This is a genomic window from Priestia flexa (assembly GCF_021441905.1).
Lineage (GTDB): Bacteria > Bacillota > Bacilli > Bacillales > Bacillaceae_H > Priestia > Priestia flexa.
Map to the genome: position 1 here is coordinate 3,583,078 of NZ_CP090431.1, position 22,642 is coordinate 3,605,719.

The window sequence follows — 22,642 nt, forward strand, 5'->3', positions numbered from 1 at the left end:
TAAAGACATAAAGCAATGGCGAAGGTTCTTTTCGAATGATCTTCGCCACTTTTAAACGTTTTAAGTTACTGATTATTGACCTTGAACCATGAACGCGATTACTACAGCGATGATAGGAATCGCCTCTACTAATGCAACCCCGATGAACATTGTCGTTGTTAATGTACCACGTGCTTCTGGTTGGCGAGCGATACCTTCTACTGTTTTTGATACGATAAGACCGTTACCGATACCAGCACCTAGTGCCGCTAAACCAATTGCAATTGCAGCTGCTAATAAACCCATTTTATAAAGTCCTCCCTTAGTGAAATAGAATTTTTTCAACATGTTTTAAACTCGCTCAAAACGGGTAAAGCTTGAGCGAAGGTTTTATAAATTAATGGTCTTGACTCACTTTGTGTGCCAGGTAAACCATTGTTAACATTGTAAAGATAAAAGCTTGAATTGCACCTACGAAAATACTGAAGCCTTGCCATGCCAATGTTGGCACAACTGCCCCAAATAATCCAAGAGCAGTACCACTTGTAGCAAGCCCTGCTAATAAAGTTAACAGAATTTCTCCTGCATAGATATTCCCGAAAAGACGTAGACCAAGCGTTAGCGTATTTGCAAACTCTTCAATAATCTTTAATGGGAATAGAAAAGGCATTGGTTTGAAGTAATCTCGACCATATTCTGCAAATCCCTTCATCTTAATACCATAATAATGTGATAAGACAACGACCATTGCTGCTAGAGTCAATGTAATCGTCGGATCAGCAGTCGGTGATTTCCACCATAATTCGTGATCGACAACAACGGCAAATGGTAATCCTAACATATTGGCGACAAAGATATACATTAGTAGCGTTACACCTAATGTTAAGAAACGACCACCCGTCTTCCAATCCATTGTGCTGTTAATGAGGCCTTTTACAAAGTCTAATACCCATTCCAGGAAGTTTTGCATACCTGTAGGCTTCATTGCTAAAGTACGAGTACATAAAACTGCAATTAAAAACACAATGACTGACGCCACGGTAATCATCAACATGTTACTGAGATTAAACGTAAGACCAAAGAAATCTTGAGTTGGTGATTCATGACCCAACTATATTCACCTCTCTTCCCATCTCCTGCGTATATTTTGAACAACTAAATCTATGATAATGACAAGATAGGATGTCATTAATCCCATAACTACACCAATAATATGAAAAGTATTTGGATAAGAGATTGTAATTACAACTGCTAGAGCAGCGGTTGCAAACCTTGCAAATGTTCCTACTGAACGAGGTCGTTTTCCTTCATCCAGCGCTTGTCCAAACTGTTTAGCCCTTCTTACTAAAACCCAAAGGTTATACAAACTGAGTGCTGTACCTAAAATCAGGCCTAAAAACACGGTTTGATAAGGAGTAAATCCCCATCCGAGAACGTATAGTGCTAGTAAATAAAATATGTAGGATCGAAGTCTTGGAAATAAATGTTGCAATTCTTGCATGGATTATTAATCTCCTGAAAAAAATTGTCGGACTGTGCGCAGCATGGCATAGACGCCAACTGCAAGCCCTAAAAGAAGGCCTAAAACTAAAAAAAGTGGCTCAGTCCCAACTTTTCCATCAATCCATTTGCCACCAAATAGACCGATTAATACGGAACCTGCTAACTGAGAAAGAATGGTGGACATCAATGCAATCGCTTGTAATGAATGCCGTTTTTGCTTAGTCATTTAGAAAACCCCTTTTTGGTAAATTCTTTTTTTTAAAAAAAATCTACATACTCTACTCTAAAACTATGCGAGCTTATGTATAAATTACCAAAAAAGTTAAAAACAGTTAGTCAAAAACACAAGCGAACCTTGATTTTCAAGTGTTGAAAACCTTATCATTTATATCCATTGTTAGCATACAATAGCGCATATTTAATGTCAATGTGTTTAAGCTAAAAACTTCACAATCTAAAAAGGGATGTTCACATTTTTGCCACACATATTTCATATTTAAATAAGAACAATGTAAAAGGGCGTAAAACCTTGGTTTTACGCCCTTTTACTCAATTACTAGCCCTGCGTTTGCTACCTCTGTTTTACCATCTTTTTTAGCGTATGCGAACACTTTATACTCACCTTTGGGCAACTCTTCCTGCAGCTGAATTTTCCGTTTTAACATCCCTCTTTCTAGTTTTTTATCTACATCTAAATAAGAGACAAACCGAAGGGTGTCTATGTCATAAACAGCAATACCAAATTCATCTGCTCCTTCAGGCAAAAACAATTCGTATAGATACGTTTTTTCGTCACTTCCCTGTACGGCCTGTAGTCCCATAACACGAGGGTAATTTGGCTTTTCAACCATATACAAATAGGGTATTGATATTGTTTCACGTGAATCACGAATTTCTAAACGCCCATCATATATGCCTTTTTTCTTTTGATGGCTGTTTACCTGAAGATCAACTGCAATGGTCTTCGTTTCTTTCGGCTTCAATGTGAAAGAAAGCGGCACTCTCCAAATTTCACCAAACGTTTTTGTTGGAGGCGTAACATGATAAACGTTTTTGTAATTCGCCTCATTAAAAATACGCATTTTAATCCTTTTGTTACTTTGTCCTTCAAAAACTCCAAACGACAGCGTGCTAGGTGATAACAGCGTTGTTGCCTTTACAGCACGTTCCACTTGAATTCTTCCTGCTCCTTGTTCATACGAGTGATAGAGCTCACCCTTTAAGTTACGAATTGGCTTTGCCGTACTCATAAGTGCCGCTTTTACTTGTTCTGGAGACCAATTGGGGTGAGCCTGTAAAAGTAACGCACAGGCTCCCGCTACGTGAGGTGCTGCCATGCTTGTTCCATTTAAAGGCTCATACCCGTTCGGTACCGTACTCATAATTTGGTAACCTGGTGCTACCACATCAGGTTTGATATCCCAGGTGCTCGTAACTGGACCTCTGGAGCTAAAAGGAGTAATAATGTCTTCTACAGTTTCCATAGAAGCGAATGCATACACGTTCCCTTTTTGAATTTCTTTCTTTATGGATTCTCCTACATCACTCGAAACCATAACTACTGGAATTGAAAACGATTCACTTACACTCTCGTCTACCACTCCATTAATAGCATGGTATACAATTACGGCTTTAGCTCCAGCTTTTTCAGCTTTACTGATTTTTTTCGATAGAGAGATTTCTCCCGTTTTCATAAGGACAACTTTGTTTCCAACATCTGCTACTTCCCTTCCGCTTCCTGCGTCCGTTAATACAATTGTCTGATCAATATCCCACTTCGCGGCATTTGGTAAAGGAGATAGAGAAATTTGCTGTGATAACTTTTCCATTTTTATAAATGGAATACGTGTCGGAGAAACTGAAGCACCAACCGAAATAGCTTGTTGAGCCGTTCCAGGAGAGCCTACGGTCCACAAACCAGGCCCTGAATTACCGCTAGAAGTTACTGCTACGATCCCTTTTTCAACAGCTTTATTTAACGCTAAGCTTGTAGGTAAATCTGGACCATTAATGTCATTTCCTAACGATAAGTTAATGACATCGACCCCATCTTGAATTGCTTTTTCAACAGCTAGAATAACATTTTCAGACGAGCCAGACCCACCTGGACCTAGGGCTCGGTAGGCATAAATTTCAGCTTCGGATGCTACTCCGCGCATCTTCCCGTTTGCTCCTATAATACCGGCCACATGGGTACCATGAAGCGTAGGTTCTCCTTGCTTGCTTACTGTTTCCATTGGAGAATAATCTTGGTCCACAACGTCATAGCCACCTCGATAATTTGACTTTAAATCAGGATGATTAAAGTCAATTCCAGTATCAATTATTCCAACCTTTATCCCTCGACCCGTCAAGCGCTGGTTTTTCTTATCAAACATGCCCCTTACCTTTTCACTGCCAATGTAGGATGCACTTCCTTCATTTTTTGCATGATACGAAACAGAAGCATGCGAACTATCAATATAAGGTTCTTCTCGAAGTCTTTGTAAGTCATATAAAGTCCCCGATACGGATAGCCCTGTAAAGACCTCCCGAAACTCGTGGTTAATGCTCACATTTGGATACTTTTTTTTTATTTCTTGTTTGGCAATCGCTACATTCTGCTCGTTCAGCATGAGAATGTATGTTTTTTGCACCTGCTTTTCAAATGATTGAATATCTGGAAACTCTACACTTTCACCGTACGTGCTTGTGCTGTTTATTCCAAACATTAACAGTAATAAAATGGTTATTTTCCACATAAAAACACCTCTCTACATAGCGTGTCACAAAGAGACCGCATTCATGTGAGAGGTGTTAGGTTTATTTTTTATAGTGGCTTAAATTCTTCAGGTCTTTCTTCACGATGTTTAAAGTAGTAGCTAATCGCATCGCAAATACGCTCAGAAGCATGGCCGTCTCCGTAAGGATTAGATGCTTTAGACATTGTTTCATAAACAGCTTTGTCGATTAATAACTCTTTAGCTAAGTTGTAAATAGTTTCTTCTTCTGTGCCAGCTAACTTTAACGTTCCTGCTTCAATGCCCTCTGGACGCTCCGTTGTATCACGCAATACTAATACGGGTACACCAAGAGAAGGTGCTTCCTCCTGAACGCCACCGGAATCCGTTAAAATGAGGTGTGCTCGATTCGCAAAGTTATGGAAGTCGATTACATCTAACGGTTCGATAAGATGAATGCGATCATCATCGCCCAATATATCATTAGCTGTTTCACGTACAACAGGATTTAGATGCACAGGATAGACAACTTGTACGTCATCATGTTCAGTTACAATACGCTTTACCGCTCTAAACATATTTTTCATTGGCTCACCTAAATTTTCACGACGGTGAGCGGTTAATAAGATAAGGCGATCGCTGCCAAGATTACGTAAGACTTCATGCTCATACGAATCTTTTACAGTTGTTTTTAGCGCATCAATAGCTGTGTTTCCTGTCACAAAAATGTTTTCTTCATTCTTGTTTTCTGTTTTCAAATTAACAGAAGACTTCGTTGTTGGAGCAAAGTGTAAATCTGCTAGTACACCCGTCAACTGGCGATTCATCTCTTCAGGATAAGGTGAATATTTATTCCATGTGCGAAGACCTGCTTCTACATGGCCTACAGGAATTTGGTTATAAAACGCTGCTAGTCCAGCAATAAATGTTGTTGTTGTATCTCCATGAACCAACACAATATCCGGCTTTACTTTTTGCATCACATCGTTTAAACCTTCTAATCCTCTAGTTGTTACATCCATTAATGTTTGACGGTCTTTCATAATGTTTAAGTCATAATCTGGTTCGATATTAAAAATGGATAGCACTTGATCCAGCATTTGACGGTGCTGAGCAGTAACGGTCACAATTGCTTCAAATTCCTTGGGACGCTTCTTTAGCTCAAGAACAAGTGGCGCCATTTTAATAGCTTCCGGTCTAGTACCAAATATCGTCATTACTTTAACTGGTTGCTTCATTATTTATCACCCGTATCTGAGAAATTATTTTGTACCAAATAAACGGTCTCCCGCATCTCCTAAACCTGGAACGATATAACCATGGTCATTTAATTTTTCATCTAAAGCTGCGATATAAATATCAACATCTGGATGTGCTTCTTTTACGATTTCTACTCCTTCTGGAGAAGCGATTAAGCACATAAATTTAATGTTTTTTGCGCCACGCTTTTTCAATGAATTAATAGCTTCTACTGCTGAACCACCCGTTGCAAGCATCGGATCTACAACAATAAAATCACGCTCTTCTACATCATTTGGTAATTTAACATAGTATTCCACTGGTTGAAGTGTTTCTGGATCACGGTACAGGCCAACATGCCCTACTTTTGCTGCCGGCATTAATTTTAAGAAACCATCAACCATTCCGATACCTGCACGTAAAATTGGTACAATCCCTAGTTTTTTACCAGCGATTACTTTTGAAGTCGTTTTGCATACTGGCGTTTCAATTTCCACATCTTGTAAAGGTAAATCACGAGTTGCTTCAAAAGCCATTAAGCTTGCTACTTCGTCTACTAACTCACGGAATTCTTTTGTTCCCGTTTTTACATCACGTATGTATGTTAATTTGTGTTGAATAAGAGGATGATCGAATACGTATACTTTGCCCACTGAAATCTCTCCTTTGAATTTAAAAATGTCCACATTGAAATACCATTCAAGCGCTTGAATGGTACCTACTTTTTAAAAAAACGATAACGTTAACATAACTTAAGCATTGCATCTATTTTACAGAAAATTATTTTTGAGTTCAAGCTTAATCCAAAAATAGATATTTTTCTATAACAATAGTGTAACCACATCATTCATCTTGAAACGTTGACACAAAAAGAAAAGCTGGGTAAATTCCCAACTTTTCTTTTCGCATTTTACTATTTCTTATAGATTATAGAGATGCATACATTTCAAATTTGCTTGTTAATGCTTCTACACGAGCTGTTGCTTCCGCTAACTTTTCTTCATTATCAATATTCTTTAGTGTTAAGCCAATGATAGCAGCAATTTCATCCATTTCTTCAGCACCGAATCCACGAGTTGTCACAGCAGCTGTTCCGATACGAATTCCACTTGTTACAAATGGACTTTGTTGGTCGTAAGGAATCGTGTTTTTATTCGTTGTAATTCCAACTTCATCTAACGCTTTTTCAGCAACTTTACCCGTTAATCCCATTGAACTTACATCAATTAGAACGAGGTGGTTATCTGTACCGCCAGAAACTAACTTAAAGCCTTCTTTTGTTAGCCCTTCTGCTAAGCGATTTGCATTGTCGATGATATTTTGTGCATACTGCTTAAATTCAGCTTGTAACGCTTCACCGAACGCTACTGCTTTAGCAGCAATAACGTGCATTAATGGTCCACCTTGGATTCCAGGAAAGATTGATTTATCAATTGCTTTTGCAAATTCTTCTTTACATAAAATCATTCCACCACGTGGCCCGCGTAATGTTTTATGCGTAGTTGTTGTAACGAAATGAGCATGTGGAACTGGGTTTGGATGAAGGCCAGCTGCTACAAGTCCAGCAATGTGAGCCATGTCTACCATTAAATATGCTCCCACTTCATCTGCAATTTCACGGAATTTCTTAAAGTCAATTTCACGAGGGTACGCACTAGCACCAGCAACGATCAGCTTTGGTTTATGAGTGCGTGCTTTTTCTAATACATCTTCATAGTTAATACGATGTGTGTCTGCATCTACACCATATTCAATGAAATTGTACTGCACACCGCTGAAGTTTACCGGACTACCGTGCGTTAAATGTCCACCGTGAGATAAGTTCATACCAAGAACCGTATCTCCTGTCTCTAAAATTGTAAAGTATACAGCCATGTTTGCTTGAGCACCTGAGTGAGGTTGAACGTTCACATGCTCCGCACCAAAGATTTCTTTTGCACGGTCACGAGCTAAGTCTTCCACTACGTCTACGTGCTCGCAGCCACCATAATAACGCTTTGCTGGATAACCTTCTGCATATTTATTTGTAAGTACAGAACCTTGAGCTTCCATTACTGCCGTTGTAACGAAGTTTTCTGATGCAATTAACTCAATTTTTGTGCGTTGACGCCCTAATTCATCTTGAATTGCATTATAAACTGCTGGATCTTGCTGCACTAACTTTTTCTCCATCGAAATCCTCTCCTCGTTTCGTTTCGTATGAACAATGTTCGTTTTTTATTAATTCATCTACATTGTAACATGGTTTATTTAGAATAAAAAACAAAAAATGTGCATTATATTAATATATTTATTTACAATCGTTCGTAAATAGCTCTAGGTCCACCAATTAGTTTTGGTCGAGTATAAGCAATAGTCATGTGCGCTTGACCAATTTGTTTAAGGGAACACCTAACAGGAACAGCCACATGCTTTAAGTGCATACCAATAAACGTATCCCCAATATCAATACCTGCATCGGCTTTAATAAATTCAACAATAACAGGGTCATTGAAATGATGATATGCGTACGTAGCCATTGCTCCACCTGCTTTTCGAACTGGGATAACCGTTACAAGATCTAAGTTTTGCTTTAACGCGGTTTCTCGTTCTACCACTAGCGCTCGATTTAAATGTTCACAGCATTGAAACGCTAAATCGATGCCTTTTTCCTTTGCAAACTCTTGAAGCTTACCATAGATTACCTCAGCTGCTTCTTCAGTTCCTGATGTTCCGATTCGCTCTCCAACAACTTCACTTGTACTGCAACCAACTACAAACAAACTATCTTGCTGAAGTGTTACCTGTTGTGAAAAATCTGCTAGCACAACTTCTAATTCACGGGCCCAATCTTGAGCATTAGACATTCTAAAGCGCCTCCTTTACATCATTTACTTTTCATATGCTTTAATTTTGTTGACACGATTCTCATGACGTCCGCCTTCAAAATCCGTTGTTAACCATATCTTAACAATATCTCTAGCTAAACCTGGGCCAATCACACGCTCACCCATCGCTAGTACATTTGTGTCATTATGTTCTCTGGTCGCCCTTGCGCTAAACGTATCGTGGACAAGTGCACAGCGAACACCTTTTACTTTATTCGCAGCAATACTCATTCCAATTCCTGTTCCACAAATTAGAATTCCTTTATCAACCTCTCCACCTGCTACTTTTTCAGCAACTGGAATTGCATAGTCTGGATAATCTACTGAATCACTGCACTCACAGCCTAAGTCAACATACTCAACATTTAGTTCTTCCATTAACTGCATAATTTCTTTTCGAATATTTATACCACCGTGATCTGATGCAATCGCTACTTTCATAATGGATCCTCCTTATAAGCTATTAAAAGTAACTTTTATAGCTACCATTTTTAATTTTCTAATTTTTTAACAGCTCGATTAATAAGCTGCTGCATTTCTTCAAATGTCATTTGGTAAACAGATAAATCGCCTCCGTAAGGGTCGACAACGTCTCCATTTTCACCTACAAATTCTTTTAGCGTAAACAGCTTGTCTATAGTATCTGGAGCTTGGTTTGCCAGCATCTGTTTATGACTACTTGTCATAGTAAAAATATGAGTTGCCCAATCTAACATTTCTCTTGTAATACTAGATGATGTATGCGATGAATCAATACCTTGCTGCGCTAAAACTGCTGCTGCATGCGCAGAAATCGGTTGACCGTCCATTGCAAATAAACCCGCTGATTTTACTTCTATTCCATGCTTTTTTTGACTGCTTAACCAAGCTGCCGCCATAGGACTTCGACATGTATTTCCTGTACAAACAAATAAGACTTTTTTCAATCTAAAATCTCTCCTTATTTTACTACTAATAAACCCTTTTTACATTGCCTTTATTTTATCCTTAATAGATAGAAGAGTTCAACACCCATGACCTATGATACTTTTCATTAAATGTAAGCATAAAAAAGCAAGCTCTATGCTAATAGAGCTTGCTTTTTTATGCTTGCTTTTTTAGAGTATTAAATTAATAAGCTATTTATAATTGAAAAAGAAGCTTGATTCCAAATGCAAGGAGAATGCTTCCCCCTAACGCTTCACTGTACGAACCTAACCAACCTTGAACACGTCTTCCAAGCAAAAGACCTAACCATGTTAACAGCATACTTACTACGCCGAAAATCATAATTGTTAAAAATGTTCTTGCTCCAAAAATCCCAAGGCTTAAGCCCACAGAAAAACTATCTAAGCTAACGCTCAATGCAAAGATAATTAATCCCCATCCTACAGGTTTAATAAACGGCTCTTCGTCACGCTTGAAGGATGAGTAAATCATTTGTATTCCTAATATGAGAAGTAATACGCCTCCACCATATGTAGCTAACATTCCCAGCTTATCAGACAACAGTTTTCCAATAAACATACCCAAAAGGGGCATCCATATATGGAAAAGACCTATTATTACTCCGATGTAAAAAATTTGGCGAAAGCGTAAACGGACTAGACCCATTCCGAGTCCGACCGAAAAGGCGTCCATTCCTAACGCAAATGCCATAATAACTAATGTAATCAGTTCACTAATTAATCCTGAAATATCCATCTTCAACCTCCTCGGACGTGCCTATTTCACCTTATGCACGCACGAAATGGTTTAGAAGATGAATCTAAAATTATTGAACAATAAACTGATGACCAGCCGCTTTCACTAACCGATTCATTAAAGCCTGACCTACTCCATGCTCAGGAAAGCTTTCACTTAAAATAACGTCTACGTCATAGTCGTTAAAAGAACGTAAAACATGATAAAGTTCACTCGCAACCGTTTCTAACTTATCTCGATAGCCGCAAGTTAAAATCTGATCTGCATGATAAGAGTTTTTATTTTCATGGGTTGTTAAAACTCCAACTTTCTTTCCTTGTTTTTGAAAATACTCAACTTGCTCCTGTAAAAATTTCTCTGAACCTTTCACAATGATGAGCGGCGCATTAGGAGCATAATGTGTATACTTCATTCCTGGAGATTTTGGCGCTTCCTTTTCATCTTTAAGAGCTTGGTCTACCCTTACTTCTCCAATTAAAGCTTCTAATTGTTCTTTTGTAACGCCACCAGGACGTAAAATGACTGGGATGTCTTCCGTACAATCCAGTACCGTAGATTCTAGACCAACTCCGGTCGTTCCACCATCAACAATTCCACTAATTCTACCTTCCAAATCGTTCATAACATGCTGAGCACTTGTTGGACTTGGCTTTCCGGATAGGTTCGCACTTGGTGCAGCTACTGGTACACTTGCTTTTTTTAATAAAGCTAGAGCTACGGGATGCGAAGGCATTCGGACGGCAACGCTATCCAAACCTGCCGTAACGTTCTCTGCTACAAATCCTTTTTTAGGAAAAATGAGCGTAATAGGTCCTGGCCAAAAAGCTTTCATTATTTCCCGAGCCGTTTCTGACACCTCGGCTACAATACTATCTAACTGTTCCACGTCACCAATGTGTACAATAAGCGGGTTATCACTCGGACGACCTTTCGCTTTGAAAATTTTATCCACAGCCTGTTCAGAGGTTGCATCTGCCCCTAACCCATAGACTGTTTCTGTAGGAAACGCAACGACTTCTTGGTTTCTTAACAACAAAGATGCTTCTTCTATCTGTGGATAACCATCCTGATTTTTCATTTCTTTATCCACAGACCAGATTTTTGTGTTCATTTCATTCACTCCTATTGGTACAACTATATATAGGTAAAAACATCTATATTACCTACTATTTATACAAGATTTTAATTTATTTTATCAATAGACGGTTGCAACAAACAAGCTTTATCCACAAAATGTGGATAAAGCTTGTTTGTTTGTTAATAACTTTGTGGATGATCTTTATCCACATGTGTGAAATTCAATCTTGATAAGCCATTACATATACTTGCTCTAAGCTTGAAAGATTTCGTAGATAAGAATGATACTTCAAGCCATCTGGCAAATTTTCGTAACTGATTTGCTGAAAATTCATCATTGAAAAAAACTGTACGGACGAAGCCTTGTTCGTCACTAAATATAATTGATGAACATCATTTTTTTTAGCTAGCTGTACAATGCTTTTGAATAACAATAGAATATCCGATCGCATGAGGGAAGGTGAAACAACAAGAGAACGTAATAACCCATGCTCTCCATCTTTTTCAAATCCAACAGTTGCTAACAGCTCGTCATTCTCATCTTCCATAATAACAAAATGATGAATGCTTTCTGCTACACCTTCTGAACTAATACCTGCTTTTGTTAAGAAAGATTGAATTCGCCCACAATCTTTCACTTCTGCTAACTTTAATTGTTCCTTCATTTCTCATCACCTCATTTTAGTTTCTAGTAACAAAACTATGAAATATGAGAAACAAATAGAACTATATACTTTTATTTTCTATCATTTGAATAAAGATGAAGCTAGTTCTACAATAAAGAATTTCACTTCTACTTCTTCTTCTTTCTCCTGTACTTTTTTACTAGACTTCTCCTGCTGCTTTTCTTTTTTCGCTTCTTTTACAGCTACTTCTTGTGCCAGATTTGAAGTTGATGCAACAAGGTTTGAATGGTCAGTGTGATTAGCATCTACTTTTTCTACTTCTTCAGCTACCGCTTTTATCATTTCTTTCTTTTCCACAGGCTGCTCTTCTTCAGGCATTGGTGATTCAATAGCTTCCCCGTTTGAGAAATCTAAAAAGCACATAGGTGGAAACAGTACGCACCACCAGTTTGCTCCTTCACCTTCACCTAACGTAATTAAAACTGCTTCATATTCACCAGCTGGATAAAGAAATTGACCATATAGCTTGGTTGGAAAGCTCACCTTTCCAAAATCAACGTGTATAAACTGATCCATACCTTGTTCTTTCATAACTTTCTTAGCAATCGCTTCTAATGTGGGTAAGTTGCTTTTAATTACATCTCTTGCATCTTCCACTGACGTTAACTCTTGAACCCATGTAGTAATTTGTGCATTTACTTCATCTCTAATTAATCGTTTTACATGCTGGTCTTTCTCACTATCGCTATTTGCAAGAATACGTAAACGAATTGCTTCATCTGGAATAACCATCGGCTCAGTAGCCTCAACCTTTTGATTTGTATATAGAATTTGGATATTCGCTCCAATAATAAGTAAAAGAAAATAAATAATTGCTTGTTTTTTCATTATGTCCACCATCCCTTCACAAGATAGTATGGACAATGATTTTCTATCCTAAACTAGCAACTTATTAAAATCTATTATTTTTATAAAGAAGCAAATACCATTCGATCTTTCCCATTGATATCAAAAACAACTTCAACTTTTGCATTAGGGAACTGCTTTTTTAACATATCTGATACTGCATCAGCTTGTCCAAACCCTACTTCAAATGCAATAATTCCCTGTTTGTTAATAACAAGCGGGAGCTCTTCCATAAAACGTCGATAGAAATTCAAACCGTCTTGACCACCAAAAAGAGCTCGATTAGGCTCATAGTCCTTCACAACGGTTGATAGTTCGTCACTATCAGGAATGTATGGAGGGTTAGACACGACAACATCAAATCGCTGAGATGCCTCAATAAAAGGCTTTAATAAATCTCCATGTAAAAATTGAACCTTCGCACCCAAGCGTTTAGCATTTTCTTTGGCTACTGCTAGCGATTCTTCTGCAATATCTGTGCACGTCATTTTTATCGCTGGAACTTCTAAAGCAAGTGTAACACCTATTGCACCACTACCTGTTCCAATATCAACAGCCTGAATTGGAGCGTGTCCAAACTTTTGTTTCATACGATCAATTAAGCCTAATACAAGCTCTTCAGTTTCCGGACGCGGTATAAGCACTTCCTGATTTACTTGAAACGTTCTTCCATAAAACTCTTCCGAACCAATGAGATATTGTACTGGTATCCCAGCTACATGTTTTTTAACATCATGCTGAAATTTTTGCATGATTTCTGTTGGGACTTCTTCTTGCAATGAAGCAAGTAGGTAAGTTCGAGTCATGCCAAGGTGATGAAGCAACAACATCTCACCAGCATTTTCATCTCTTTGCGCTTCTTTTAAACAAGAAGAAGCCCATTTTAGGGCTTCAAAAACTTTCATTGTTAATTCGAATCTTCCATTCTTCTCGCTTGATCTTCCATGATTAATGCATCAATGACTTCATCTAGCTTACCTTCTAGAATTTGATCAAGCTTTTGAATTGTTAAACCAATACGATGATCCGTTACACGGTTTTGAGGGAAGTTATACGTACGAATACGCTCTGAACGATCCCCAGAACCTACTGCTTGCTTACGATTTGCATCGTATTCAGCTTGAGCTTCCTGCTGGAACTTATCATAAACACGTGCACGTAATACCTTCATTGCTTTTTCTTTATTCTTAATCTGTGACTTTTCATCTTGACACGATACAACCGTTCCCGTAGGTAAATGCGTTAAACGAACAGCTGACATGGTTGTATTTACGCTTTGTCCACCTGGTCCACTAGATGCGAACGTATCAACACGAATATCTTTTTCATGAATTTCTACCTCTACCTCTTCAGCTTCCGGTAGACATGCAACTGTTGCTGTTGAAGTATGAATACGTCCACCAGATTCCGTTTCAGGTACACGTTGAACACGGTGTGCGCCGTTTTCAAACTTCATTTTTGAATAAGCACCTTTACCGTTAATCATGAAAATAATTTCTTTATATCCACCAACACCTGTTGTATTAGCTTCCATTACGTCAATTTTCCAGCCTTGAGCCTCGGCAAAGCGTGAGTACATGCGGTATAGGTTACCCGCAAATAAAGCTGCCTCATCGCCTCCTGCAGCACCACGAACCTCCATAATAACGTTTTTGTCATCGTTTGGATCTTTCGGGATTAACAGAATGCGAAGTTTATCTTCTAATTCTTCTGCTTGCGGCTCTAGCTCTTGAATTTCTTCTTTAACCATCTCACGCATATCAGCATCAAGCTTTTCTTCGAGCATTGCTTTTGCATCTTGCAGCTGCTCTTTTACTTCTTTATACTCTCGATAACACGTAACGGTTTCTTGTATATCTGATTGTTCTTTTGAATACTCTCTTAATTTAGATGGGTCATTTACGATTTCAGGGTCGCTAAGAAGCTCATTCAACTTCTCATAGCGTGCCTCCACGGCTTCTAAACGATCAAACACGTCATTCACCTCATTTTTTATCCATAACGTTCTAATTATAGTATAGCTCATGGATTCAGTCAAAACAAAGTGAGTTTTACCAAGGATTATGGCTTGACGTTTACATGAAATTGAAGTCTAGGCAAACCTTCATAGAAAACCTCATTGAGATCTTTTATAATCTTGTTTTTCTCGCGAGCGCTACATTCTTTTCCAACGTATACTGTCACCCACGCATCTTTTCCACTAATAACAATATTTCCAGCCTTATAAGGAGTTTTGACGTTAATAATTTCTTCAATTTTAGTAGCATCATCTTTTACTGCAGTTTGTTCATTGGTTGTATTTAAAAAATTAGGGTTTTGATCCGTAAATTCTTCATAATTTTCAAGCTCAGCTCGCTCTTTTTTTGATTGAGTGTCTTGGGGCTGGTCTCCTTGGTTACATGCGGCTAAAAGAAAAGCGGTAAACAGTATTGCAATTAAGTGTTTCATACTATCCCCCTCCTATCTTGTTAGTTTTCCACATTCCTCCCTTTTCATCCAGTTTCATAAAAAAAAGCAAGGCCAATTGGCCTTGCTTTTTTTATTTGGTTAGTTCTTGAAAGTTACTTGCTGCTTTTGAACTTTTCACCACATGACAATGGCGACAGCGAGGTTCGTAAGATTCTGATGCGCCCACTAGTATAATGGGATCATCATAAGAAGCTGGCTCTCCGTTAATTAAACGTTGAGTACGACTTGCTGGAGATCCACATGATGCACAAACAGCTTGCAGTTTTGTAACCGATTCAGCTATTGCCATCAGCTGAGGTACATGTCCAAAAGGCTCACCACGAAAGTCTTGATCAAGTCCTGCTACAATGACACGAAACCCTTTATCTGCAAGAGCTTGTACAACTTCAACAATTTGATTATCAAAGAATTGAATCTCATCGATTGCCACTACATCTGTATCTTCGCTAACTATATCTAAAATGTCAGTAGAAATAGATATAGGATGGGCAATAACTGATGTTCCATTATGTGATACAACCGCTTCTTCACTATATCGATCATCGATTGCTGGCTTAAACACCTGCACATTTTGCTTGGCAAACTGCGTGCGACGAACACGACGAATTAATTCTTCTGATTTCCCTGAGAACATACTTCCACAAATTACTTCAATCCAACCGCTTTGTTTCATTACGTACACCATGCGGGACTCTCCCTTCCTATCACTCCATTATGAGCGAACCGCTACTAACTTTATCTAGTCTACCTTTAATTATGTAGAACATGTATATAAAAAGATTTCTCCACCCACAGTGGAAATATTTTACTTATTTCGTGTTTTTAGAAGTAAAAAAACAGGCAAGAGATAAGCTACTTGCCTGTTTGCTTCGACAATCTTGATTATTTAAGACCGTATTTTTTGTTGAAACGATCAACACGGCCACCAGCTTCAGCGAATTTTTGACGGCCCGTATAGAATGGGTGACATTGTGAACAAGTCTCAACGCGCATCTCTTCTTTTACAGAACCAGTTTCAAACTCATTACCACAGCTGCATTTCACCATGATTTTGTTGTACTTTGGATGAATTCCTGTTTTCATTCTTTTCATCTCCTTCCGCCCTGAATCATTCTGAAACAGAGTTTATTGATAAGAAAAAATGATGAGCATAATCGCACCATCGTGTATCTTATCAACACACATGATGAAATTATAACAAGGGTTGTTTCGTTTTGCAACCACCTATTCAAAACATCTTTTTCCATCAACTGACACTTCATTTAAAATCTTTATAAAACCAATTACATATGTTTTCTGTTATCGTTTATTAGCTAATAGAGCTTTCTTCTCTTCAGTTAACAAAGCAAAAAACTCTTCATTTGATTTTGTTTGACGAAGACGCTTTAAGAACTTTTCAGCAAAATCAGGCGCATCAGCCATTGACTTACGAATAGCCCATAAATGATCAAGCTGCTCCTTTGGAATAAGAAGCTCCTCTTTACGTGTACCTGAACGACGAATATCAATTGCCGGAAAAATACGTTTTTCCGCAAGTGAACGATCAAGGTGAAGCTCCATATTTCCAGTTCCTTTAAACTCTTCATAGATTACATCGTCCATACGAGAGCCTGTATCAATTAAAGCTGTTGCAAGAATTGTTAAGCTTCCGCCATCTTCAATGTTTCTGGCAGCACCAAAGAATCGCTTTGGACGATGGAAAGCAGCTGGGTCAATGCCACCTGACAATGTTCTTCCACTTGGCGGAATAACAAGGTTATAAGCACGAGCTAGACGAGTGATACTATCCATTAAAATGACAACGTCTTTTTTATGCTCCACTAATCTCATTGCACGCTCCAGCACAAGCTCAGCGACTTTAATATGGTTTTCTGGTACCTCATCAAACGTTGAACTTACAACATCCCCATCAACAGATCTTTCAATATCTGTTACTTCTTCAGGACGCTCATCGATTAAGAGAACAATGAGCTCTGCTTCTGGATGATTTGTTGTAATACTGTTTGCAATTTCTTTTAGAAGCATTGTTTTACCAGCTTTAGGTGGTGCAACAATTAATCCCCTTTGACCAAAACCAATCGGTGAGATAAGGTCAATAATTCGAGTTGAGAAACTTCTAGGCTGTGTTTCCAAACGCATTTGCTCATTTGGATAAATAGGCGTTAACGCTGGGAAATGCACACGTTCTTTTGATGTCTCTGGATCTTCACCATTAACTGCTTCTACATGTAGTAAGCCATAGTAACGCTCGTTTTCTTTAGGGGGACGAACTTTACCAGATACTTTATCTCCGTTTCGTAAATCAAAACGGCGAATTTGAGACGCGGAAATATAAATATCCTCAGAGCTTGGAGAATAGTTGATTGGTCTTAAAAACCCAAACCCTTCCGATTGAATAATTTCAAGGACACCTTCCATGAAAAGCAGACCGTCTTGCTCTGCCTGTGCTTTTAAAATTGCAAAAACAAGCTCTTTTTTCGTTAGCTTGCTATAATAAGAAACTTTATATGCTTTCGCATGTTCATATAGCTCTTTTAATTTCATATTTTCTAAACTGGATAATGTTAAGTTCATTAGGACACCACGCTTTTAATGAATAATTTTTGAGTTTCCTTCCATATTAAGTTACTATCTATTAGAAAATGATACGGTCGGAACAATGTGTTAAAGATGGAGAAGGTAATCTAGAAGTATACATAAGTAGAATCAATTATAATTATACACTTATTAGAAGAAAAAACAGGTTACTTTCATAACGAAGTGGCAAAAACCACGAATTGTTTAATGTAGCAACTTATATTCTAACCTTTTTCTATCTTTTTAATCAATCTTTTTTTGACGCATAGCGTTCAACAAAAAAAAAACATGTTATAGTTTACTAGCTTCTACTGAAAACCTTTTCAATTCATATTAAATAAGAAATGATAGCTACAAATACATTGCACACACCGATTTATTATTTATAACGAATAAATAATCAGTGAGGGATTTCCCTCACTGATTTTCAACTTACTCTATTATAGACGAAATTCACGTAATGTCTAGTAGATGACATGATGAGAAAATTTGTGATTAAGAATTTTGGAATTGTTCAATTTCTTCTTCAGTCATTTCTTCTCGCCAAATCATTGCGCCTAAACTTGATAGTTTGTCCACGAGGTGACTATATCCTCGATCAATATGTTCTAATCCGGTAACTTCAGTAATTCCTTTAGCCATTAAACCAGCTGTTACTAGAGCTGCTCCTGCTCGTAAATCAGAAGCCTTAACACGCGCACCTTGCAACTGTATTGGCCCATTAATAATTGCAGAGCGACCCTCTACTTTAACCGAAGCATTCATACGTCTTAGCTCATCAATATGCTTAAAACGAGCTCCATAAATTGTATCTGTTACTACACTTGTACCAGATGCTTTTGTTAATAAAGTAGTGAAAGGTTGCTGCAAATCTGTTGGGAATCCTGGATAAACCAATGTTTTGATGTCTACAGGCTTTAATAATTCTCTTGTAGCAACCAAAATTTGGTCTGAGCTTGTTTCAATATGAATACCCATTTCTCTCATTTTAGCTGTCAAAGATTCCAAGTGCTGTGGAATCACATTATCCACAATCACTTCTTTCCCCATACTAGCACCCATTACCATGTAAGTGCCCGCCTCAATACGATCTGGAATGATTGAATGACGGCATCCATGTAAAGTATCTACGCCATCAATGCGGATAACGTCTGTTCCAGCACCCTTAATTTTTGCTCCCATACTCGTTAGCAACGTCGCAACATCAATAATCTCAGGTTCTTTAGCTGCATTCTCAATAACAGTACGTCCCTTTGCTCTGACAGCAGCTAGCATGATATTAATGGTTGCACCAACGCTTACCACGTCTAAATAAATACGAGCTCCTCTTAATTCTTCAGCACGTAAATAAATAGCACCTTGTTCATTTGTAACAGTAGCACCTAGTGCCTCAAAACCTTTAATATGCTGATCAATTGGGCGCGGTCCCAAATAACAGCCGCCTGGAAGACCAACAACAGCTTTTTTAAAACGCCCTAACATTGCTCCCATCAAATAATAAGAAGCACGCAGCTTTTTTACCTTTCCACTTGGTAAAGGCATGGCCGTCATATGAGTTGGGTTTACCGTTAATTCTTCATTATCACTTGTGACAGTGCCACCAATTTCTTCAATTAAATCACTCAGCAATTCAACATCTGATATACGAGGTAGCCCCTCTATTGTAACAGGTGACTCCGCTAAAATCGTAGCTGGAATCAGCGCCACAGCGCTATTTTTAGCACCGCTTACACGAACTGTTCCACTTAGAGTAAAGCCACCTTGTATTTTCAGCTTTTCCATTTATAGCTCCCTTCCAGCGAAAGAAAGTTTTCGACTCTGTAGTTAAGGAAAAAATTGGAACTACCACTATGTAGACTACTTGTATTTTTCCTCTTATCTACTAGTGTACACGAAAATCCAAAAATCATGTATAATTTCGACAATTTTAAAGAAAATATGGCATTTACTCAATTTATTCGCAAATGCCATACCATCTTATTTACATTATTTTTGTCGTTTTTCCCAATCTGCTAGAAACTGTTCGATTCCTGCTTCCGTTAAAGGATGCTTGAAAAGCTGCATAATTACTTTATAAGGAATTGTTGCAATATGAGCTCCTTGCTTAGCAGCCTCCGTTACATGCATTGGGTGACGAATAGAAGCAGCAATGATTTCAGTTGGAATATCGTGAATAGCAAAAATCTCTGCAATATCTGAAATTAAGTTCATACCATTAAATCCAATGTCATCAAGGCGACCTAAAAATGGTGAAACATATGTTGCACCAGCTCTTGCAGCTAATAATGCTTGATTAGCAGAAAAGATAAGCGTGACGTTGGTTTTGATTCCAAGACTCGTAAATTCGTTTACTGCTTTTAGACCATCAGGAGTCATCGGTACTTTAATCGTAATATTTGGTGCAAGGGCCGCTAACTCTTTACCTTCTCGAATCATTCCTTCTGCATCTAAAGAAATGACTTCGGCGCTCACTGACCCTTCAACTAGCTCTGTAATCTCACGAAGACGATCTTCAAATGTGATATTCTCTTTTGCTACCAAACTTGGATTTGTTGTAACACCAGCAATAACCCCTAATGAATGCGCTTCCTTTATTTCTGACAAGTTAGCTGTATCAATGAAAAATTTCATCTGTCCTATCCCCTTTTTCTTAATTATATGAAAATTATAATTAAAATAAAGCCGCCTTACAACTATTGAGCAAGGCGGCTTTGCACCATCTCATCATTAATCACTTAATGTGGAATGGTAATTATGCTTTGTTTGAAGAACCAAACTCACGCATTTTCCCTTGAACTGTCGCTTGAATTGCATCGCGAGCTGGTCCTAAGTATTTACGTGGGTCATATTGCTCAGGTTGCGCAGCTAGTACTTCGCGTACAGCTTTAGCTGAAGCAATTTGGTTTTCTGTATTTACGTTAATTTTAGCAGTTCCTAAAGAAACAGCTTTTTGAATGTCTTTTGTTGGGATACCAGTACCACCGTGTAATACTAATGGTAAACCAGTAATTTGACCGATTTCTTCCATTTCAGCAAAACCTAAGTTTGGCTCACCTTTGTAAGGACCATGAACTGAACCTAATGCTGGAGCAAGGCAGTCGATACCTGTACGTTTAACAAGCTCTTCACACTCTTTTGCATCAGCGTAGATAACACCATCAGCAATTACGTCATCTTCTTGTCCACCAACAGTTCCTAACTCAGCTTCTACAGATACACCGTGGAAGTGTGCTAGTTCAACTACTTGAGCAGTAGTTGCAATGTTTTCTTCAAATGGGTGGTGAGAAGCATCGATCATTACAGAAGTGAATCCTGCATGAATTGCTTTTGCACATGATTCAAAGCTTGAACCATGGTCTAAGTGAATTGCAACTGGCACTGTTACGTTGTAGTCTTCGATTAAACCTTTAACCATTGATACTACAGTTTTGAAACCGCCCATGTAACGTGCTGCACCTTCAGATACACCTAGGATAACTGGAGAGTTTTCTTCTTGAGCTGCTTTTAAGATAGCTTGAGTGAACTCTAAGTTGTTTAGGTTAAATTGGCCTACTGCGTAGCCTTCCTCTTTTGCTTTGATAAGCATGTCTTTCATTGATACTAAAGGCATGTTGAAATCCTCCTTAATAATCTATGTGAGTTAGATACTAACCAAAAGCCTACCTAAAGTAGTATGCTCTTGAATCTGACATTCCATGTAGAAATGCGGTGTATCTGCACACAATATGTTGTCGAATGATTAATACAGTAATTAGGATACCAACTTAAAAACAAAACAGCAAGATTTTTAGGTTAATATTGAAAATTTCTTAGAAACACGCCTATTTGTAAGCACTTACTTAGACTTTAATGGTATATATTCCCTAACAACCTGTCTAATTTCATCAATATCAAACGGTTTTGCAAAATGCGTTAACGCACCTAAATCTTTTGCTTCTTGGATCATATCTAATTCACCATAAGCAGTCATTATAATTACTTTTATTGTCTTATCATACTCTTTTAATCGTTTTAAAATTTCAATTCCGTCCATCCCTGGAATCTTCATATCAAGCAAGACAAGATCAAGTTGTTGTTCTTTTGCAATGTCAATCGCTTGAAACCCATTCGCTGCTTGAAAAGTTTGATACCCTTCCTTTTGCAATACTTCTGTTAGTAAAATACGAATTCCGTACTGGTCATCTACAATTAAGATTTTTTCAGTCAACATAATCCCACCTTCTATACAGCCTCTTGTTGAGACAAAACTAACATATGTATTTCGTTATAAAGCGACAAATCCCTGCTCATTTAAGAAAATCTTACAAAATACAGGAATTTTAGTCATTATTCTTACTTTGTTTTTCCATACTTTTTTATTATAACTTGTTTTACACTAGAATATGGATATATTTTTTCGATATAATGATTAGCAAACACTCTTGAGAAAGAGAAAGGTGACTTTATCATGCTTAAAATTTTCACAACACAATTGTCTAGCTATTTTAAACGCATAGGCGAAAAAGAAGAATTCAACTTGGAAGATGGTGCTCGTATTTTAGCTCAAGCAGCCATTGGAGAAGGAAACATTTATATTTATGGAGTAAATGAAATGCAAGCCGTGATGTACGAAGCGACGCAGAGTGCAGAGCCGTTAGCTCATGCAAAATCTCTAGAGCTCAATGACATTAGTCGCTTAACATCCGTAGATCGAGTACTCATTGTTACAAGGTTTTCTACAGACGAAAAAGCAGTTCAAGTAGCACATACTCTACTGGAACAAGGAATTCCGTTTGTTAGCATTGGAGCTATTCCCAAAGAGGTTCAAGGTGACAGTATTCATGAACTAGCAGATGTGCATATTAATACGTATCTTTTACAGCCACTTATCCCTGATGATAGCGGGGAACGCTTTGGATTTCCAGCTCTTATGACTACTCTTTATGCGTATTATGGCTTATCCTTTACATTAAAAGAAATCATGGATGAAAATGAGTAACAACAAAAAAGACGCTGT

At 38.0% G+C, this 22,642-nt stretch carries 26 protein-coding genes; 1 reads left to right on the forward strand and 25 read right to left on the reverse strand.

The window, feature by feature from the left end; all coding sequences use genetic code 11:
* Positions 1-72: 72 nt before the first annotated feature.
* The 25 genes from atpE to LZP85_RS18590 all read right to left on the reverse strand — a co-directional run bounded on the left by atpE (position 73) and on the right by LZP85_RS18590 (position 21,856).
* The gene (gene atpE / locus LZP85_RS18470) at positions 73-285 is read right to left on the reverse strand and encodes a F0F1 ATP synthase subunit C (RefSeq protein WP_025908757.1); all 213 of its coding nucleotides are present in this window, start codon (positions 283-285) and stop codon (positions 73-75) included.
* Positions 286-376: 91 nt separating this feature from the next.
* A complete protein-coding gene (gene atpB / locus LZP85_RS18475) occupies positions 377-1,090 on the reverse strand; it encodes a F0F1 ATP synthase subunit A (RefSeq protein ID WP_025908756.1) in 714 nt (237 codons plus the stop codon).
* A 6-nt stretch (positions 1,091-1,096) separates the two neighbouring features.
* The gene (locus LZP85_RS18480; RefSeq protein WP_025908755.1) at positions 1,097-1,480 is read right to left on the reverse strand and encodes an ATP synthase subunit I; all 384 of its coding nucleotides are present in this window, start codon (positions 1,478-1,480) and stop codon (positions 1,097-1,099) included.
* Between the two features lie 6 nt (positions 1,481-1,486).
* On the reverse strand, positions 1,487-1,708 hold the full coding sequence (locus LZP85_RS18485) for an AtpZ/AtpI family protein (RefSeq protein WP_025908754.1): 222 nt from the start codon (positions 1,706-1,708) through the stop codon (positions 1,487-1,489).
* A gap of 319 nt (positions 1,709-2,027) precedes the next feature.
* Complete coding sequence (locus tag LZP85_RS18490; protein ID WP_326490223.1) at positions 2,028-4,223, reverse strand: S8 family serine peptidase; 2,196 nt, start codon at positions 4,221-4,223, stop codon at positions 2,028-2,030.
* Positions 4,224-4,291: 68 nt separating this feature from the next.
* Entirely contained in the window at positions 4,292-5,440 is a 1,149-nt protein-coding gene (wecB, locus tag LZP85_RS18495) for a non-hydrolyzing UDP-N-acetylglucosamine 2-epimerase (RefSeq protein WP_234561862.1), read from the reverse strand.
* A gap of 24 nt (positions 5,441-5,464) precedes the next feature.
* Positions 5,465-6,094, reverse strand: coding sequence for a uracil phosphoribosyltransferase (gene upp / locus LZP85_RS18500; protein WP_025908751.1), 630 nt, complete (start codon positions 6,092-6,094; stop codon positions 5,465-5,467).
* Between the two features lie 274 nt (positions 6,095-6,368).
* Positions 6,369-7,613 carry a serine hydroxymethyltransferase gene (locus LZP85_RS18505; RefSeq protein WP_025908750.1) on the reverse strand — a complete coding sequence of 415 codons (1,245 nt, stop codon included), beginning with the start codon at positions 7,611-7,613 and terminating at the stop codon, positions 6,369-6,371.
* A gap of 122 nt (positions 7,614-7,735) precedes the next feature.
* Positions 7,736-8,287 (reverse strand): TIGR01440 family protein, encoded by a 552-nt coding sequence (locus LZP85_RS18510; RefSeq protein WP_061785831.1) that lies wholly within the window; start codon positions 8,285-8,287, stop codon positions 7,736-7,738.
* A gap of 24 nt (positions 8,288-8,311) precedes the next feature.
* Complete coding sequence (rpiB, locus tag LZP85_RS18515) at positions 8,312-8,749, reverse strand: ribose 5-phosphate isomerase B (RefSeq protein ID WP_119543796.1); 438 nt, start codon at positions 8,747-8,749, stop codon at positions 8,312-8,314.
* A 50-nt stretch (positions 8,750-8,799) separates the two neighbouring features.
* On the reverse strand, positions 8,800-9,234 hold the full coding sequence (locus LZP85_RS18520; RefSeq protein ID WP_119543798.1) for a low molecular weight protein arginine phosphatase: 435 nt from the start codon (positions 9,232-9,234) through the stop codon (positions 8,800-8,802).
* Positions 9,235-9,430: 196 nt separating this feature from the next.
* Positions 9,431-9,991 carry a manganese efflux pump MntP gene (locus LZP85_RS18525; RefSeq protein ID WP_076512295.1) on the reverse strand — a complete coding sequence of 187 codons (561 nt, stop codon included), beginning with the start codon at positions 9,989-9,991 and terminating at the stop codon, positions 9,431-9,433.
* Positions 9,992-10,061: 70 nt separating this feature from the next.
* Positions 10,062-11,102, reverse strand: coding sequence for an L-threonylcarbamoyladenylate synthase (locus tag LZP85_RS18530; protein WP_119543800.1), 1,041 nt, complete (start codon positions 11,100-11,102; stop codon positions 10,062-10,064).
* Between the two features lie 187 nt (positions 11,103-11,289).
* The gene (locus tag LZP85_RS18535; RefSeq protein WP_061785827.1) at positions 11,290-11,733 is read right to left on the reverse strand and encodes a GNAT family N-acetyltransferase; all 444 of its coding nucleotides are present in this window, start codon (positions 11,731-11,733) and stop codon (positions 11,290-11,292) included.
* A gap of 81 nt (positions 11,734-11,814) precedes the next feature.
* Positions 11,815-12,582: a stage II sporulation protein R gene (spoIIR, locus tag LZP85_RS18540; RefSeq protein WP_119543802.1), complete on the reverse strand. Its 768-nt coding sequence runs from the start codon at positions 12,580-12,582 to the stop codon at positions 11,815-11,817.
* Between the two features lie 80 nt (positions 12,583-12,662).
* On the reverse strand, positions 12,663-13,505 hold the full coding sequence (prmC, locus tag LZP85_RS18545) for a peptide chain release factor N(5)-glutamine methyltransferase (RefSeq protein ID WP_119543804.1): 843 nt from the start codon (positions 13,503-13,505) through the stop codon (positions 12,663-12,665).
* 2 nt (positions 13,506-13,507) lie between these two features.
* Positions 13,508-14,575 carry a peptide chain release factor 1 gene (prfA, locus tag LZP85_RS18550; protein ID WP_119543806.1) on the reverse strand — a complete coding sequence of 356 codons (1,068 nt, stop codon included), beginning with the start codon at positions 14,573-14,575 and terminating at the stop codon, positions 13,508-13,510.
* 86 nt (positions 14,576-14,661) lie between these two features.
* Positions 14,662-15,048, reverse strand: coding sequence for a hypothetical protein (locus tag LZP85_RS18555; protein WP_119543808.1), 387 nt, complete (start codon positions 15,046-15,048; stop codon positions 14,662-14,664).
* Between the two features lie 91 nt (positions 15,049-15,139).
* Positions 15,140-15,751 carry a thymidine kinase gene (locus LZP85_RS18560; protein ID WP_119543865.1) on the reverse strand — a complete coding sequence of 204 codons (612 nt, stop codon included), beginning with the start codon at positions 15,749-15,751 and terminating at the stop codon, positions 15,140-15,142.
* Between the two features lie 200 nt (positions 15,752-15,951).
* Positions 15,952-16,152: a 50S ribosomal protein L31 gene (gene rpmE / locus LZP85_RS18565; RefSeq protein WP_025908738.1), complete on the reverse strand. Its 201-nt coding sequence runs from the start codon at positions 16,150-16,152 to the stop codon at positions 15,952-15,954.
* Positions 16,153-16,368: 216 nt separating this feature from the next.
* A complete protein-coding gene (gene rho / locus LZP85_RS18570) occupies positions 16,369-17,643 on the reverse strand; it encodes a transcription termination factor Rho (RefSeq protein ID WP_025908737.1) in 1,275 nt (424 codons plus the stop codon).
* Positions 17,644-18,141: 498 nt separating this feature from the next.
* The gene (locus LZP85_RS18575) at positions 18,142-19,428 is read right to left on the reverse strand and encodes a UDP-N-acetylglucosamine 1-carboxyvinyltransferase (RefSeq protein WP_025908736.1); all 1,287 of its coding nucleotides are present in this window, start codon (positions 19,426-19,428) and stop codon (positions 18,142-18,144) included.
* Positions 19,429-19,632: 204 nt separating this feature from the next.
* A complete protein-coding gene (gene fsa, locus LZP85_RS18580; RefSeq protein WP_025908735.1) occupies positions 19,633-20,277 on the reverse strand; it encodes a fructose-6-phosphate aldolase in 645 nt (214 codons plus the stop codon).
* A 121-nt stretch (positions 20,278-20,398) separates the two neighbouring features.
* Positions 20,399-21,256, reverse strand: a complete 858-nt coding sequence (locus tag LZP85_RS18585; protein WP_094911019.1) for a class II fructose-bisphosphate aldolase — start codon at positions 21,254-21,256, stop codon at positions 20,399-20,401.
* A gap of 225 nt (positions 21,257-21,481) precedes the next feature.
* Entirely contained in the window at positions 21,482-21,856 is a 375-nt protein-coding gene (locus tag LZP85_RS18590) for a response regulator (RefSeq protein ID WP_094911018.1), read from the reverse strand.
* A gap of 237 nt (positions 21,857-22,093) precedes the next feature.
* On the opposite strand from LZP85_RS18590, the gene LZP85_RS18595 reads away from it, so the two are divergent.
* Positions 22,094-22,624: a DUF2529 domain-containing protein gene (locus LZP85_RS18595; RefSeq protein ID WP_119543810.1), complete on the forward strand. Its 531-nt coding sequence runs from the start codon at positions 22,094-22,096 to the stop codon at positions 22,622-22,624.
* The last annotated feature ends 18 nt before the right edge of the window (positions 22,625-22,642 follow it).

Excerpts from the sequence above, each read along its gene's own strand:
- LZP85_RS18585 (WP_094911019.1), bottom strand. The coding sequence starts at position 21,256 with ATGCCTTTAGTATCAATGAAAGACATGCTTATCAAAGCAAAAGAGGAA.
- LZP85_RS18595 (WP_119543810.1), top strand. The coding sequence starts at position 22,094 with ATGCTTAAAATTTTCACAACACAATTGTCTAGCTATTTTAAACGCATA.
- rho (WP_025908737.1), bottom strand. The coding sequence starts at position 17,643 with ATGAACTTAACATTATCCAGTTTAGAAAATATGAAATTAAAAGAGCTA.
- LZP85_RS18535 (WP_061785827.1), bottom strand. The coding sequence starts at position 11,733 with ATGAAGGAACAATTAAAGTTAGCAGAAGTGAAAGATTGTGGGCGAATT.
- LZP85_RS18480 (WP_025908755.1), bottom strand. The coding sequence starts at position 1,480 with ATGCAAGAATTGCAACATTTATTTCCAAGACTTCGATCCTACATATTT.
- LZP85_RS18590 (WP_094911018.1), bottom strand. The coding sequence starts at position 21,856 with ATGTTGACTGAAAAAATCTTAATTGTAGATGACCAGTACGGAATTCGT.
- LZP85_RS18510 (WP_061785831.1), bottom strand. The coding sequence starts at position 8,287 with ATGTCTAATGCTCAAGATTGGGCCCGTGAATTAGAAGTTGTGCTAGCA.
- LZP85_RS18490 (WP_326490223.1), bottom strand. The coding sequence starts at position 4,223 with ATGTGGAAAATAACCATTTTATTACTGTTAATGTTTGGAATAAACAGC.
- LZP85_RS18525 (WP_076512295.1), bottom strand. The coding sequence starts at position 9,991 with ATGGATATTTCAGGATTAATTAGTGAACTGATTACATTAGTTATTATG.
- spoIIR (WP_119543802.1), bottom strand. The coding sequence starts at position 12,582 with ATGAAAAAACAAGCAATTATTTATTTTCTTTTACTTATTATTGGAGCG.
- wecB (WP_234561862.1), bottom strand. The coding sequence starts at position 5,440 with ATGAAGCAACCAGTTAAAGTAATGACGATATTTGGTACTAGACCGGAA.
- LZP85_RS18555 (WP_119543808.1), bottom strand. The coding sequence starts at position 15,048 with ATGAAACACTTAATTGCAATACTGTTTACCGCTTTTCTTTTAGCCGCA.
- atpE (WP_025908757.1), bottom strand. The coding sequence starts at position 285 with ATGGGTTTATTAGCAGCTGCAATTGCAATTGGTTTAGCGGCACTAGGT.
- fsa (WP_025908735.1), bottom strand. The coding sequence starts at position 20,277 with ATGAAATTTTTCATTGATACAGCTAACTTGTCAGAAATAAAGGAAGCG.
- rpmE (WP_025908738.1), bottom strand. The coding sequence starts at position 16,152 with ATGAAAACAGGAATTCATCCAAAGTACAACAAAATCATGGTGAAATGC.
- LZP85_RS18505 (WP_025908750.1), bottom strand. The coding sequence starts at position 7,613 with ATGGAGAAAAAGTTAGTGCAGCAAGATCCAGCAGTTTATAATGCAATT.
- LZP85_RS18530 (WP_119543800.1), bottom strand. The coding sequence starts at position 11,102 with ATGAACACAAAAATCTGGTCTGTGGATAAAGAAATGAAAAATCAGGAT.
- prmC (WP_119543804.1), bottom strand. The coding sequence starts at position 13,505 with ATGAAAGTTTTTGAAGCCCTAAAATGGGCTTCTTCTTGTTTAAAAGAA.
- LZP85_RS18485 (WP_025908754.1), bottom strand. The coding sequence starts at position 1,708 with ATGACTAAGCAAAAACGGCATTCATTACAAGCGATTGCATTGATGTCC.
- rpiB (WP_119543796.1), bottom strand. The coding sequence starts at position 8,749 with ATGAAAGTAGCGATTGCATCAGATCACGGTGGTATAAATATTCGAAAA.
- LZP85_RS18575 (WP_025908736.1), bottom strand. The coding sequence starts at position 19,428 with ATGGAAAAGCTGAAAATACAAGGTGGCTTTACTCTAAGTGGAACAGTT.